This is a genomic window from Nocardiopsis listeri (assembly GCF_020741345.1).
Classification (GTDB): domain Bacteria; phylum Actinomycetota; class Actinomycetes; order Streptosporangiales; family Streptosporangiaceae; genus Nocardiopsis; species Nocardiopsis listeri_A.
Genome location: NZ_DYZD01000119.1, coordinates 1 through 14,257, shown reverse-complemented (window position 1 = coordinate 14,257; position 14,257 = coordinate 1). Strand labels below are relative to the sequence as shown.

Annotated in this window: 13 protein-coding genes; 10 read left to right on the top strand and 3 right to left on the bottom strand. The window is 69.5% G+C overall.

What is annotated here, in order from left to right; translation table 11 throughout:
• Window positions 1–375 precede the first annotated feature (375 nt).
• Entirely contained in the window at window positions 376–1,071 is a 696-nt protein-coding gene (locus tag K8V84_RS07010) for an RICIN domain-containing protein (RefSeq protein ID WP_304071963.1), read from the bottom strand.
• A gap of 99 nt (window positions 1,072–1,170) precedes the next feature.
• Here K8V84_RS07010 and K8V84_RS07005 point away from each other — a divergent pair, with 99 nt between their 5' ends.
• From K8V84_RS07005 to K8V84_RS06990, 4 genes are all read left to right on the top strand, one after another.
• On the top strand, window positions 1,171–1,545 hold the full coding sequence (locus K8V84_RS07005) for a hypothetical protein (protein WP_304071960.1): 375 nt from the start codon (window positions 1,171–1,173) through the stop codon (window positions 1,543–1,545).
• Between the two features lie 7 nt (window positions 1,546–1,552).
• Entirely contained in the window at window positions 1,553–2,431 is an 879-nt protein-coding gene (locus K8V84_RS07000) for a DMT family transporter (protein WP_304071958.1), read from the top strand.
• Window positions 2,432–2,577: 146 nt separating this feature from the next.
• A complete protein-coding gene (locus K8V84_RS06995; protein ID WP_304071955.1) occupies window positions 2,578–2,775 on the top strand; it encodes a hypothetical protein in 198 nt (65 codons plus the stop codon).
• A gap of 135 nt (window positions 2,776–2,910) precedes the next feature.
• On the top strand, window positions 2,911–4,050 hold the full coding sequence (locus K8V84_RS06990) for a heme A synthase (RefSeq protein ID WP_304071952.1): 1,140 nt from the start codon (window positions 2,911–2,913) through the stop codon (window positions 4,048–4,050).
• Here the strand turns inward: K8V84_RS06990 and K8V84_RS06985 are convergent.
• Window positions 3,965–5,272: a PrsW family intramembrane metalloprotease gene (locus tag K8V84_RS06985; RefSeq protein WP_304071949.1), complete on the bottom strand. Its 1,308-nt coding sequence runs from the start codon at window positions 5,270–5,272 to the stop codon at window positions 3,965–3,967. The genes K8V84_RS06990 and K8V84_RS06985 overlap by 86 nt on opposite strands.
• Window positions 5,273–5,401: 129 nt before the next feature.
• Here K8V84_RS06985 and K8V84_RS06980 point away from each other — a divergent pair, with 129 nt between their 5' ends.
• Window positions 5,402–5,812, top strand: a complete 411-nt coding sequence (locus tag K8V84_RS06980) for a hypothetical protein (protein WP_304071946.1) — start codon at window positions 5,402–5,404, stop codon at window positions 5,810–5,812.
• Between the two features lie 74 nt (window positions 5,813–5,886).
• Here K8V84_RS06980 and K8V84_RS06975 read toward each other — a convergent pair whose 3' ends face one another.
• Window positions 5,887–6,846: a heme o synthase gene (locus K8V84_RS06975; RefSeq protein ID WP_304071944.1), complete on the bottom strand. Its 960-nt coding sequence runs from the start codon at window positions 6,844–6,846 to the stop codon at window positions 5,887–5,889.
• Between the two features lie 541 nt (window positions 6,847–7,387).
• Between K8V84_RS06975 and tkt the strand changes: the two genes are divergently transcribed.
• The 5 genes from tkt (at window position 7,388) to pgl (ending at window position 13,993) form a co-directional block, all read left to right on the top strand.
• Complete coding sequence (gene tkt / locus K8V84_RS06970) at window positions 7,388–9,481, top strand: transketolase (protein WP_304071942.1); 2,094 nt, start codon at window positions 7,388–7,390, stop codon at window positions 9,479–9,481.
• Window positions 9,482–9,543: 62 nt separating this feature from the next.
• A complete protein-coding gene (gene tal, locus K8V84_RS06965; protein WP_304071940.1) occupies window positions 9,544–10,650 on the top strand; it encodes a transaldolase in 1,107 nt (368 codons plus the stop codon).
• 107 nt (window positions 10,651–10,757) lie between these two features.
• Window positions 10,758–12,308 carry a glucose-6-phosphate dehydrogenase gene (zwf, locus tag K8V84_RS06960; RefSeq protein ID WP_304071938.1) on the top strand — a complete coding sequence of 517 codons (1,551 nt, stop codon included), beginning with the start codon at window positions 10,758–10,760 and terminating at the stop codon, window positions 12,306–12,308.
• 16 nt (window positions 12,309–12,324) lie between these two features.
• Entirely contained in the window at window positions 12,325–13,245 is a 921-nt protein-coding gene (locus K8V84_RS06955) for a glucose-6-phosphate dehydrogenase assembly protein OpcA (protein WP_304071937.1), read from the top strand.
• Between the two features lies 1 nt (window position 13,246).
• A complete protein-coding gene (gene pgl, locus K8V84_RS06950) occupies window positions 13,247–13,993 on the top strand; it encodes a 6-phosphogluconolactonase (protein ID WP_304071935.1) in 747 nt (248 codons plus the stop codon).
• Window positions 13,994–14,257 lie beyond the last annotated feature (264 nt).

The following is a 14,257-nucleotide window of genomic DNA, read 5'->3' as shown; positions in this document are numbered from 1 at the left end:
CTGGGACCACACCCCCGGTTGCTTGCTGATCACCGAGGCCGGCGGGGTCGCCCTCCGTCCCGAGGGCGACCCCTACCGCCCCGGCGACGACCGGTTGGGGCTGTTGAACGCCGCCGACGAGGCCACCTGGCGGATCGCGCGTTCCCTGTTGCTGCCCTGACCCGCCCGCCGACCAGGAGCACGGCCGAGGCCACCACGACCGGTACCACCCCGTAGGACAGTCGACCCAGGGGCCCGCCCGAAGAAACGGGCGACGCCGCGAACGTGCGTGGACGCCGAGCGGTCGCGGCGGCCTGCCGCGACGGGGGCGTCGGTCTACGCACGGTCGGAGAACATGTGGGCGACCTCAACACGGTGGCGCCGGACCGGTTCGGATCAGCCCAGCGGGGCCAGGCGCCATTGTTGGTGGGGGTGGCCCCCGTCCTCGGCCGGAGCGGCGAGGGTGCCGTTGTCCGGTGCGCCGCCCTGTCCTTCGAGGGCCTGCCCCGAGGCGCGGTTGACCAGACGGACCACCCCGTCACCGACCTCGGCCACGGTCCAGTGCTGCTCGGGCTCGCCGGTCCGGGTGAGCAGGGTGGCCGCGGGGTCGGCCTCGGGGTCGGGTTCGGTGGGGAACTCCAGCAGTTTGCCGCTGCCCACGCCGACGATCTCGTAGAAGTCGTCCTCGACGGGGACGAACCTCCACTGCTGGTTCTGCTCGTCGTGACGGTCCCACAGGTGCACGTGGGCCCCGTTGTCGGTGGAGCCGCCCGCGACGTCCAGGGCCCGTTCGCCGTTCACGTTCAGCAGGGCATAGGTGACCGCCGGGTCCAGACCGGCGGGGTGGGTATCCTCCTCCGGTTCGGGTTCTTGGGAGGGTTCTGGGTCGGGGGCTCCGGAGGGTTCGACGAGGATGCCGGAGGTCACCGTCATCTCCTCGACCTGCGACGTGGTCTCGGCGAAGAACATCCCGCCGGTGTACCCGCCCACCACCACCGCCAGTAGCAGGGCCGACGCCCCGGCCACCATCGGCCACCGGGGCAGACCGTCGGGGGCGGTGCGGGTGCGGGCTCTACGTCGGGTGCGGGACATCGTGGGGTTCTCCAGCGGGGACGGGGTCATCCGGGATCGGACCGAACCATTTCACACCATGACGGTCGTGTCTGGTACCTCCCGGATAGGGTGACCGACATGGAGAGCATCGGCGTGCCCTGGTTCATCGTGGTCCGTTACCTGGGTCCGCCGCTGTTCCTCGTGCTGGCGGGGGGCGCTCTCCTGTGGTGGCGTCGTCCGCCCCGGGCCGTGATGGCGTGGACCGCCCTGGTGGTGAACCTGTTCGCGGCGGCGCTGCCGTTCCTGTGGATCGGCGTGCAGTCCCTCACCGGCCAGGGCGATCTGACGGTGATCGGGTTGGTGATGACGCTCCTGCAGCCCGCCGTGGTGGTCATCGCGTGGTCGTTGCTGTTGGTGGCCTTCGTCGGGGGTCCGCGCGAGCGTTCGGTCGCGAGCGAGACCATGGAGGACGGGGAGGCGACGGAGACGGCCCCTACCCCGCAAAACGTATGATGATCCGATGAGCACCAGCACGCCCCGTCTCTCCCCCAGCGCGGTACTCGACTCGATGCCGCCGGTGTGGTTGATCCTGATCGGCATCGTCTCCGTTCAGACCGGCGCCGGGGTGGCCAAGAACCTCTTCGAGGCGTTGCCGCCCGCCGCGGTGGTCTGGCTGCGTCTGCTCACCTCCGCGGTGGTCCTGGTGGTCCTGGCCCGCCCGGTGCTGCGCGCTCGGAGCCGCACCGACTGGATGGTGGTGATCGGCTACGGGGTGGCGCTGGCAGGCATGAACTTCCTCATCTACCAGGCCTTCGCCCGCATTCCGCTGGGCATCGCGGTCACCATCGAATACCTGGGACCGCTGGCCATCGCGATCCTGGGTTCGCGTCGGCGCGTCGACCTTCTGTGGGCCGGTCTGGCCGGGCTCGGTGTGGCGGCCCTGGGGGTGGAGTTCGGGTCGCTCGACCCACTGGGTGTGCTCTTCGCGGTGCTGGCCGCGGTCGCCTGGGCCGGCTACATCCTGCTGAGCGCGGCCACGGGGCAGCGGTTCAGTGGAGCCTCCGGGCTGGCCATCGGCAGTGTGGTGGGGGTCGTCGTCCTGGCTCCGGCGGGGATCGCCGAGGGCGGTGCCGCGCTGCTCGACTGGCGGTTGCTGCTGTTCGGGCTGGCCGTGGGCGTGCTCTCGTCCGTGGTCCCCTACACGCTGGAGCTGAACGCGCTGCGTCGGATCCCGCCACGGGTGTTCGGGGTGCTGATGAGCCTTCAACCGGCGGCCGCCGCCCTGGTGGGGTTGGTCCTGCTCGGTGAACTGCTGACCGTGTGGCAGTGGCTGGCGGTGGCCTGCGTGATCGTGGCCAGCGCCGGTTCGACCCGCACCTCCTCTCCTTCGAGCTCCTGACCCCCTCGATGCGCCTTTTGCTTCCTCTCTGGAACTGCAAGACGACACAAAAAATAAGCACAGAGAGTTTCCAAGCGTGAGCTAAGGGCTATCAGGGCTGGTGGGCAGCGCGCCCAAGCCGTTGTAGTCGCTCGAAAGGCAAAGCAATGCGAACCATGACCAAGTGTGCGGTCGCCGCTCTGTTCACCGCGGGTCTGCTCGGAGCGGGCGCCGGAGCCGCGACCGCCGGCACCCACTCCGAGTCCGAGATCTACCAGGCGTGCCTCAAGGAGCAGAACACCCTGGGCCTGATCAACCTGGACCTCGACCTGCTGAGCCAGTGCATCGCCAACTACAACGACTGATCCGGGTCCGATGACCCAGGGTCCCGGGGTTCGACCCCGGGACCCTTTCCATGCCACCCGACCCCATCGATGCAGGTGGAACCACTCGGCGGGGTCGCGTAATCGCCACCACGACGATGTACTACAGTCTGTCGTATGTCTGATTCCCCGGTCGCCGCGACGACGACCAACGCACTCTCTTCGATCGCGGCCGACGAGCTCGAGGACATCGTGCTCCTCGGCGTGCCCCTGTGGGGTTGGCAGGTCGCCTTGGCCGCCCTCGGCGTGCTGGCCCTGGTCCTGTTGGCCGGCACCATCTGGAAACCCACGCAGAGGTCGCTGCGCGGTTGGGCACTGGGGAACATCGTCGTCAACGCCGGTATCGCCGTCACCGGCGCCACCGTCCGGGTCACCTCCTCGGGGCTGGGCTGTTCCGAGTGGCCCAAGTGCACCCCCGACAGCTTCGTGCCGATCGACACCGGCCACGCGGCCTTCAACGCCGCCATCGAGTTCGGCAACCGTACGCTGACCTTCCTCGTCCTGGCGGTCGGCGTGATCACCCTGATCGCCGTCCTGCGCATGTCCCCACGCCGCCGCGACCTGGTCCGGCTGGCGACCATCATCCCGATCGGCGTCCTGGGGCAGGGCGTGGTCGGCGGCATCACCGTCTGGACCGACCTGCACCCGGCCTCGGTCGGCGCCCACTTCCTGCTGTCCATGGTGATGGTCTTCATCGCCGTCGCGCTGTACGTGCGCTGCCAGGAGCCGGAGGGAACGCCCAAGGTCGTCGTGGGCCCGATGCTGCACACGGTGAGCATCGCCCTGGTCGTGGTCGGCTTCCTGCTGCTCATCGCCGGAACCGTCGTCACCGGCACCGGCCCGCACGGCGGTGACGCGGCCGCCCCGCGTTGGGAGATGGACCTTCCCGCGGTCACCCGTGTGCACTCGGTCCTGGGCTGGCTGACCCTGATGGGCGGTGCCGCCGCCGTCCTGCTGGCCCACCGTGGCGGCGCCGGCCGGCCCGCCCGTCTGAGCAGCGTCGCGCTGCTGGTGATCGTCCTGCTCCAGGGCGTCCTGGGCTACACCCAGTACGCCCTGGAACTGCCCGAGACCCTCGTGGTGCTGCACGTGCTCGGTTCGGCGCTGACCTGGGTGGCGATCGCACGGCTGTACTTCGCCACCACCCGACTGACCCCGGTGGAGGAACGGGTCAGTACCGGGGCGGATGCGGAGGCCGGTCCTGAGGCTGACCGTGACGGGGAACGTAGTTCTGCTGAGCCTGCGCCTGGGCGATGACGTGCGCGAAGTCCGCGCGCCGCATGAAGCCCGAGTCCGTGGGGCGTTCCGCCCAGCCCGGGGTGACAGGCTGGGGTAGCCGCCCCAGGAAGGTGTCCCGGGCCACGTGCATCAGGGCCAGGAACGCGTCGCGGTTGACCTTCCAGTCCTTGCGGGCCACACCGGCGTCCAGCTTCTGGTGCAACAACGCGAGCTCCGTGGCGGCCAGCTGGTAGTCCTTCATCGCCGTGCGTCCACGGGCGCCGGCGTTGCGCGCCGCCCATTCCCTGGCCTGGCGGCGGCCGGGCATGGAGCCGAGCATGGTGATGTCGGCGGGGGTCACCAGTCCGGTGGAGATGTAGGGCGGCAGGTAGCGGGCGATCGCGGTGATCTGGTCGCGCCGGTCCTGCCGGGCGATGCCCAGGATGCCCATGAGCACCACGAACAGCACCAGGTAGGCCACACCCAGACCACCCCACCCGAAGAGGGTCGCGCCGTTCCACATTCCGTGCAGCAGCACCGCCAGGATCCAACCGGCGATGGGGGCGAGGAAGCGCAGACCTCCGCTGCGCATGGCCGCGTAGGCGACACCGATACCGATCATCGCGGTGTAGAGCGGGTGGCCGAAGGGCGCGATGATCCCGCGGATGGCGAAGGTGGCGACCAGCGTGCCGTCGAAGAAGGCACTGAGGAAGTACAGGATGTTCTCGGTGAACGCGAAGCCGGTAGCCACCATGCCCGCGTAGACCACCCCGTCGGTGAAGGTGTCGATCTCGTGGCGGCGCCGCCACAGCAGGATCAGCAGCACCAGGCCCTTGGCGCTCTCCTCCACCACCGGGGCCACCAGCGAGGTGCCGAGGAAGTCGCCCAGGTCCGGCCCGAAGACCGGCACCATGAGGTAGGCGATGCCCCAGGTGTTGAGGAGGAAGGACGCCACGACCGCCACTCCGGCACCCCAGACGAAGGCGAAGAACAGCACCCATCCGGGTTCGGGTTCGATGCGGTCCAGCAGGAGGATGAGCGGGATGAGGATGGTGACCGGGACGATCGCCGCGACCAGGCTCACCACGAAGCCGACGGCCCCGTCGATCCCCGCGGCCGCACCGCCCGCTATGGCCAGCAGCCACAGGTAACCGAGCATGCCGATCATGCACACCACGCTGATGGTGATGCCCAGGATGAGCGTCATCGAGTAACGGGATCTGCGGCCCTGGAGAATGGCCTTGCTGTCGAGTCGGGGCATGAGCACAGATCGTAGCGCTTGCCACCGGCGACACCGACTCCCCCTCCACGCTGCGGGGATCGCCCCGAGGGGACCGTCCGTGTACGACAGGATGACAGTCCGACCCGACCCACCCGGAAAGGCCCCACCATGGCCCCGAACGACACCGCCCGGGCCCGACCCGTCACCGCCTGGGAATGGGTGCTGCGTGTGGCGGTCCTGGCCGCGTCGGCCGTGCTCCTGTGGGAGTTCGTCACCGCCGGCCAACTGATCACCCACAACCTGGACGCCCTGCCGTTCCACTACGCGGGAGCGCTCGCGGTGCACGTGACCACCGGCGCGCAACTGCTCGCAGCGGGCGCGCTGTGGTCCCGCGGGGGGCGAGGGCCCGGGAACGACCGCACGGTCCTCCTGCTCAGTCTGGGAGCGTTCGTGGTCGGCTTCCCGCAGGCGGCGCTGGGCACCTACGGTCCGCTTCAGGCGCACGTCCCCCTGGCCCTGCTGCTGGTGTCCCTGGTGGTGTGGTCGGCCGTACTGGTCTTCCGCCGCCGATCCGCCTGAGCCGGCCCGCGCAACGGAAACGGCGCCCGTCCCCACCGAGGGGACGGGCGCCGTCGTCGTCTGTGGTGCGGCGCTCAGCCGAGCACGCCCGCCAGGAGCGGGTCGATGGTCACGGCCGAGAACAGCAGCGCCAGGTAGGCGTTGGACAGGTGGAAGAAGCCCATGGTCTTGAGCTTGGCACCGGTCACACCCGCATTGGAGCGGCTCAGCAGTCGGTGGGCCTGGAACACCAGCAGGGCGCCCAGGATCAGCGCGACCACGCCGTAGAACCAGGTGGTGCCGGCCACCGGCCAGAAGGCGAGGGACACGATGACGGTCGCCCAGCTGTAGAGCACCGACTCCAGCAGCACTCGGCGGTCGCCGGCGACCACCGGCAGCATCGGGACCTTGGCGGCCGCGTAGTCCTCGCGGTAGCGCATGGCCAGGGTCCAGGTGTGCGGGGGCGTCCAGAAGAACACCACCAGGAACAGCACGAACGGCGCCCAGTCGAGACTGTTGGTGACCGCGGCCCAGCCGATGAGCACGGGCATGCAGCCGGCGATGCCGCCCCACACCACGTTCTGCGCGGTGCGCCGCTTGAGCAGCATCGAGTACACGAAGATGTAGAACCCGATCGCGAAGAGCGACAGCACGGCGGACAGCACGTTGACGAACACGAGGAACCCGACCGTGGAGCCGACCGCCAGGATCAGCCCGTAGACGAGGGCCCCCCTGGGGGTGACCAGGTCCATCGCGGCCGGACGCTGCCGGGTGCGACGCATCTCACGGTCGATGTCGCGGTCGATGTAGCAGTTCATCGCGTTGGCGCTGGCCGCTGACATGGTGCCGAACAGCAGGGTGGCCACCGCGATCCACAGCGGCGGCACACCACCGGCGGCCACGAACATCACCGGGATGGTGGTGATGAGCAGCAGCTCGATGACGCGGGGTTTGGACAGGGCGACGTAGGCACGGACGTACTCGCCCAGGGAGACCTTGCGGGGGGCCTCCGGGGTGGACGATCCGACCTCGGGGGAGCGGTTGGTGAGCGCCATCAGTACCGCGTCCCCACGGCCGAAAGCACTCCTGTCCCCTGCGGGGCCGGCTCGGTTTCAGACACGCGGATACCTCGACAACTCTTCAGGAAATTCGACACTGCTCGCCACGCGGGGTCGAGCGGACCGACAAACCGTCAGGATCAGCGAAAACCCCGTCAACGACATACTGTAGTACTTCCTTGCGCGGGCCGATGACCAACCCCCAGGGAACGAAGCCCCGCCCCATGGGTGACCTTCGCCCCATGACGAGCGGCCGCGGCGGTGTGAGGCGAGCGTAAGGAAGGTTCGCACACGCCCGACCCCGCCACCAACGTGCCACGCGTCCGTTACCCGCGGGTAAGGGGAGGTGTCGGCCAACGACACGTCTCGACACGGACGATAGGCTCGCAAACGGCGCCGTTCTCACCCTCCACACCCCCTTCGGCCCACCCGACCGGTGGGTCACCGCCGGGGTGCCCGGCGACCGACAAGTACACACGACCCCACACCGCCCCGAACGCCGGATGATTCGGGTGCCCGAGAAGGAGGACGTCAGTCCGTGAACGCCCACACCCCGCAGACTCTGGAGTGGTCGGACCTCGACCTCCGTGCCGTGAACACGGTCCGGGCGCTGGCCATGGACGCGGTAGAGAAGTCCGGTAACGGCCACCCCGGCACCGCGATGAGCCTGGCTCCCGCCGCCTACCTTCTGTTCCAGAAGGTCATGCGGCACGACCCCTCGGACCCCGAGTGGGCCGGCCGCGACCGCTTCGTCCTGTCGATCGGTCACTCCAGCCTCACCCTGTACATCCAGCTCTACCTCGCCGGATACGGCCTGGAGCTGGAGGACCTGAAGTCCCTGCGCCAGTGGGACAGCCGCACTCCGGGTCACCCCGAGTTCAGCCACACCCCCGGCGTGGAGACCACCACCGGCCCGCTGGGCCAGGGCGTGGGCAACGCCGTGGGCATGGCCATGGCCGCCCGCCGCGAGCGCGGCCTGTTCAGCCCCGAGGTCGGACCGGGCGCCGGCCCCTTCGACCACCACATCTACGCGTTCTGCTCCGACGGTGACGTCCAGGAGGGCGTGAGCCACGAGGCCAGCGCCCTGGCGGGGACCCAGCAGCTGGGCAACCTCATCATGATCTGGGACGACAACAAGATCTCGATCGAGGACGACACCCGTATCGCGCACAGCGAGGACGTGGTCGCCCGCTACGCCGCCTACGGCTGGCACGTCGAGGACGTCGACTGGACCGCCACCGGCGATTACGTCGAGGACATCGAGGCCCTCTACCAGGCGATCCTGCGCGGCAAGGCCGAGACCGAGCGTCCCACCTTCATCCGACTGCGCACCGTCATCGGTTGGCCGGCGCCCAACAAGCAGAACACCGGCGCCATCCACGGTGCCGCGATCGGCGCCGACGAGATCTCCGCCACCAAGCAGATCCTGGGCCTGCCCGACGAGCCGTTCGGCGTCGAGGACTCCGTCATCGAGCACACCCGCAAGGCGGTGGACCGCGGCCGTGCGGCGCACGAGGCCTGGAAGGTCGGGTTCGACGCCTGGCACAAGAGCGCCGGTGAGCGTGCGGAACTGTTCGACCGCCTGGTCTCGCAGCGCCTTCCGGAGGGCTGGGAGAAGTCCGTTCCCACCTTCGAGGCCGGCGAGAAGGGCATGGCCACCCGTAAGGCCAGCGGTGAGGTGCTCTCCGCCCTGGCCCCGGTGCTGCCCGAGCTGTGGGGTGGCTCCGCCGACCTGGCCGGGTCCAACAACACCACGCCCAAGGGCGAGCCGTCCTTCCTGCCCTTCGACCGCGCCAGCGAGATGTTCCCGGGCAACCCGTACGGGCGCGTCCTGCACTTCGGTGTGCGAGAGCACGGCATGGGTTCGATCCTCAACGGCATCGCCCTGCACGGCCCGACCCGCCCCTACGGCGGCACGTTCCTGGTCTTCAGCGACTACATGCGCCCGGCCGTCCGCCTGGCCGCGCTGATGAAGCTGGGCGTCACCTACGTGTGGACGCACGACTCCATCGGCCTGGGTGAGGACGGCCCCACCCACCAGCCGGTCGAACACCTGTGGTCGCTGCGCGCCATCCCGGGACTGGACGTCATCCGCCCGGCCGACGCCAACGAGACCGCCGTGGTGTGGCGTTCGGTCATGGAGAACGCCGACCGCCCGTCCGCGCTGGCGCTGACCCGGCAGAACCTGCCCGTCCTGGACCGGCAGGAGTACGCGCCGGCCGAGGGCGCGGTCAAGGGCGGCTACGTGCTGGCCGAGGCCGACGGTGGGACCCCCGAGGTCATCATCATCGCCACCGGCAGCGAGGTGCCGATCGCGCTGGACGCGCGCGAGTCGCTCCAGGAAGCGGGTACGCCCACCCGTGTGGTCTCGATGCCGTGCGTGGAGTGGTTCGACCGGCAGGACGAGGAGTACCGCGAGCAGGTGCTCCCCTCCTCGGTGCGGGCCCGCGTGTCCGTCGAGGCCGGCATCGCCCTGGGGTGGCGCACCTACGTCGGTGACACCGGCGAGTCGGTGAGCCTGGAGCACTTCGGTGCCTCCGCCCCCTACGAGGTCCTGTACGAGAAGTTCGGCTTCACGCCCGAGGCGGTCGTCGAAGCGGCTCGCAGGAGCCTCGCCAAGTCCGGCAAGTGATCAAGGGGCCCGCCGCGGTCGAGCCCTGCGGCGGGCCTCGTTCCAGTGGAAGAAGGAACACCATGAGCAACGCACTCCGGGACCTGTCCGAGGAGGGCGTTTCGGTCTGGCTGGACGACATCAGCCGCGAACGTCTCCGGACCGGCGATCTGACCGAGCTGATGTCGACCCGGCACGTGGTCGGCGTCACCTCCAACCCCACCATCTTCGACAAGGCCCTCGCCGAGGGCGACGCCTACGACGAGCAGGTCCACGAGCTGGCCGTGCGAGGCGTCTCGGTGGAGGAGGCGGTACGCTCCATCACCGCCTACGACATCCGGTGGGCCGCGGACGTGCTGCGTCCGGTCTACGACGCCACCGAGGGCGTGGACGGCCGCGTGTCCCTGGAGGTGGACCCGCGTCTGGCCGACGACACCGAACGCACCGTCGCCGAGGCCAAGGCCCTGTGGTGGCTGGTGGACCGACCCAACCTGATGGTCAAGATCCCCGCCACCGCCGCGGGTCTGCCCGCCATCACCCGGACCCTGGGCGAGGGCATCAGCGTCAACGTCACGCTGATCTTCTCCCTTGAGCGCTACCGACAGGTGATGGACGCGTTCTTGGAGGGCATGGAGCTGGCCCGTATCAACGGCCACGACCCGTCCAAGATCCACTCGGTGGCCTCCTTCTTCGTCAGCCGCGTGGACACCGAGGTCGACAAGCGTCTGAAGGCGATCGGCACCGACGAGGCTCTCGCCCTGACCGGCAAGGCCGCTCTGGCCAACGCGCGTCTGGCCTACAAGGCCCACACCGAGGTGTTCTCCTCACCCGAGTGGCGCGCCCTCGCCGAGCAGGGCGCAAAGCCGCAACGTCCGCTGTGGGCGTCCACCGGTGTCAAGGACCCGACCCTGGAGGACACCCTCTACGTCACCGGTCTGGTGGCCCGCGACACCGTGAACACCATGCCGCAGGCCACCTTGGACGCGACCGCCGACCACGGTCGGATCACCGGCAACACCGTTCTGGGCACCTACGAGCAGGCCCAGGACGACTTCGCCGCCCTCGCGGACGTCGGAGTGAGCCTGACCGACGTGTTCACCGTCCTGGAGCAGGAGGGGGTCGACAAGTTCGTCGATTCCTGGAAGAGCCTCCTGGAGGCCCTGTCGGCCAAGCTCGAAAAGCTCCGCTGACACCGCGGGCCGTTCCGGGGCACGGCTCCGGCAACGGCCCGCGAGCACACCACCGAAGCACCGGCCACTCTCCATCGGAAAGAGAAGAGACCGTGAAAGAACCGGTGATGCCTGGAGCGGTACCCAACCCGCTCCGCAACGCCCTGGACCGAAGACTTCCCCGGATCGCCGGGCCCAGCGTTCTGGTGCTGTTCGGGGTCACGGGTGACCTGGCGCGCAAGAAGCTGCTGCCGGGGATCTACGACCTGGCCAACCGGGGCCTGCTGCCGCCGGGTTTCGGTCTGGTGGGTTTCGCCCGCCGCGACTGGGAGGACCAGGACTTCGCCCAGGTGGCGCAGGAGGCCGTGCGCAAACACGCGCGCACACCGTTCCGTGAGGAGGTGTGGCGTCAGCTCAGCGAGGGCGTGCGGTTCGTGCAGGGCGACCTGGACGACGACGAGGCCTTCGACGAGCTGGCCCGGACCGTGACGGAACTGGACCGCGAGCGCGGTACCGGCGGCAACTACGCGTTCTACCTTTCGCTGCCGCCCAAGCTGTTCCCGACCGTGGTCACCCAGCTCAAGCGGTCCGGTCTGGCTCAGGCCGAGGAGGGTTCGGGGCCGGGCGGGATCACCCCGTGGCGCCGGGTGGTGATCGAGAAACCCTTCGGTCACGACCTGGAGAGCGCGCAGGAGCTCAACGAGGTCGTGGACGAGGTCTTCCCGCCCTCGTCGGTGTTCCGCATCGACCACTACCTGGGCAAGGAGACCGTCCAGAACATCCTGGCGCTGCGCTTCGCCAACACCCTGTTCGAGCCGTTGTGGAACCGCAGCTACGTCGACCACGTGCAGATCACGATGGCCGAGGACATCGGTGTGGGCGGTCGTGCCGGCTACTACGACGGCATCGGCGCGGCCCGCGACGTCATGCAGAACCACCTGTTGCAGCTTCTGGCGCTCGTGGCCATGGAGGAGCCGGTCTCCTACAACGCCGACGCGATCCGTACGGAGAAGGAGAAGGTGCTCTCCGCCGTCACTCTGCCAGAGGACCTGGCCACCGGCACCGCCCGGGGCCAGTACGCAGCCGGGTGGCAGGGCGGTGCCGCGGTGCGCGGCTACCTCGAGGAGGAGGGCATCCCCTCCGACTCGGTGACCGAGACCTACGCGGCGCTGAAGGTGAACGTGGGCACCCGCCGTTGGGCGGGTGTGCCGTTCTACATGCGCACCGGCAAGCGTCTGGGCCGCCGGGTCACCGAGGTGGCGCTGGTGTTCCAGGCCGCGCCGCAGCAGATGTTCTCCCGCACCGACGTCAGCGAACTGGGGCAGAACGCCCTGGTGCTGCGCATCCAACCGGACGAGGGCGTGACCCTGCGGTTCGGTTCCAAGGTGCCGGGCACCTCCATGGAGGTGCGTGACGTGAGCATGGACTTCACCTATGGGCAGTCCTTCACCGAGGCCAGCCCCGAAGCCTACGAGCGGCTCATCCTGGACGTGCTCATCGGCGACCCGCCGCTGTTCCCGCGTCAGGAGGAAGTGGAGCTGTCCTGGCAGATCCTGGACCCGGTCGAGGAGTACTGGGCCGCGAACGGCAAGCCCGAGCAGTACGGTTCGGGCACCTGGGGTCCGGAGTCCGCCCACGAACTGCTCGCCAGGGACGGCCGCCATTGGCGGCGTCCGTGACCGTCGGGAGGAATCGATGACGCTCTACCTGCCGCGCACCACCACCTCGGAGATCACCGAGGCGCTCATGGCCGAACGGCTCAGCGTCGGTGGCGGTGCCATGAACATGGTTCTCACCCTGGTCATCGTCACCGACGAGGCCGACCACTACGACGCCGTGCGGGCCGCCACGGAGGCCGGGCGCGAACATCCCTCGCGGGTGGTGGCGCTCGTCCGTCGTGACCCCAAGGCCGAACCCACCATCGACGCCGAGATCCGTCGTCCTGGCACCTCGGGGCCCGGCGAGGCGGTGCTGCTGCGCCTGTACGGACCCTTGGGCGAGCACCCGGACTCGGTGCTCACTCCCCTGCTGGTGCCGGACGCGCCCGTGGTGGTGTGGTGGCCGGGGCAGGGTCCACTCGACCCGGCCTCGGACCCGGTGGGGCGACTCGCGCAACGTCGGATCACCGACGCCCTGCGCGCCCCGGACCCACTGCGCGACCTGATGGACCGGGTCTCCCACTACCGTCCCGGCGACACGGACCTGACCTGGACCCGGCTCACCCCGTGGCGTTCACTGCTGGCGAGCGTCATGGACCAACCCTGCGGATGGGTGACCGGGGCCAAGGTGACGGCCGAGGCCGACTATCCGAGCGCCGATCTACTCGCGGCGTGGCTGTCCGAGCGCCTGGAGATCTCGGTGGAGCGCGAGACCTCGGACGGACCCGGTCTGACCGAGGTGGGTCTGACCACCGACCAGGGGGACATCGTGATCTCCCGACGCGATGGTCGCGTGGCCACCCTGAGCAGGTTCTCACAGCCCGACCAGAGGGTGGCCCTGGCCAGGCGCGGCGCCGCCACGGCGCTCGCCGAGGAACTGCGCCGCCTGGATCCCGACGAAACATACGCGAGTGCGGCCCGCCATCTCGGGCCGATGCTCGCTGGAAGCGGAGCTTGAGATGAGCGAACCGGAGATCGTCCGCACCAACGACGCCGCACAGTTGGCGCAGAGCGCGGCGTCGCGGTTGGCGAAGCTGATCGTGAGCGCCGAGACCGCCGAGCGCGACTTCCACCTGGTGCTGACCGGCGGTGGGGTCGGTATCCAGACCCTCGCCGCCCTGCGCGACGAGGCCAAGGCCAGTGGCATGAAGTGGTCCCACGTGCACCTGTGGTGGGGCGACGAGCGTTTCCTGCCCGAAGGCGACGCCGAGCGCAACGAGACCCAGGCCCGCGAGGCACTGATCGACGACATCGACATCCCGGCCGACAACGTGCACCCGATGCCGGCCTCCGACGGGACCGACCTCGCCGAGGTCGAGCGCGCGGCGACCAACTACTCGGCCGCGCTGTCGGTGGCCGCCCGGGGCGAGGGACCGGTGCCGGAGTTCGACGTGTGCCTGTTGGGTCTGGGCCCGGACGCGCATGTCGCCTCGCTGTTCCCGGGCCTGCCGGGAGTGCGGGAGGACGGGGCCGCCGCCGTGGCGGTCCACGACTCCCCCAAGCCCCCGCCGACCCGGGTGAGCCTGACCCTGTCGTCGATCAACACGGCGCGACAGGTGTGGGTACTGGCGGCCGGTGAGTCGAAGGCCGAAGCGGTGCGCCTGGGGCTGTCGGGTGCGAGCGTCGACGAGGCACCGGTCGCGGGCGTCAAGGGCGGCGAGAAGACGGTGTTCTGGCTGGACGAGGCGTCCGCGTCGAAGCTGTAGCGATGCACCTACAGACGTAGGAAAGAACGCACGGACGAGCGATGCCCTGGCGGGGGTGGTCCCCTGCCAGGGCATCGTCATGTTCGGGGATGGAGGCGGGTGGGTGTGGGGTGGCGAGTGACGGGTGGATTGAGGTCTTCTCGTGCTGGGGGAGCTTCTGGTTCCGCCGGCTTCGTGCTGCCTCGGGTTGAGGTAGGTATCGAGTACCGGTGGGTGCGTGGGGCGCCTGGGGTTTTTGGCTCTTGGGGTTGTTGGGCGGGGTGG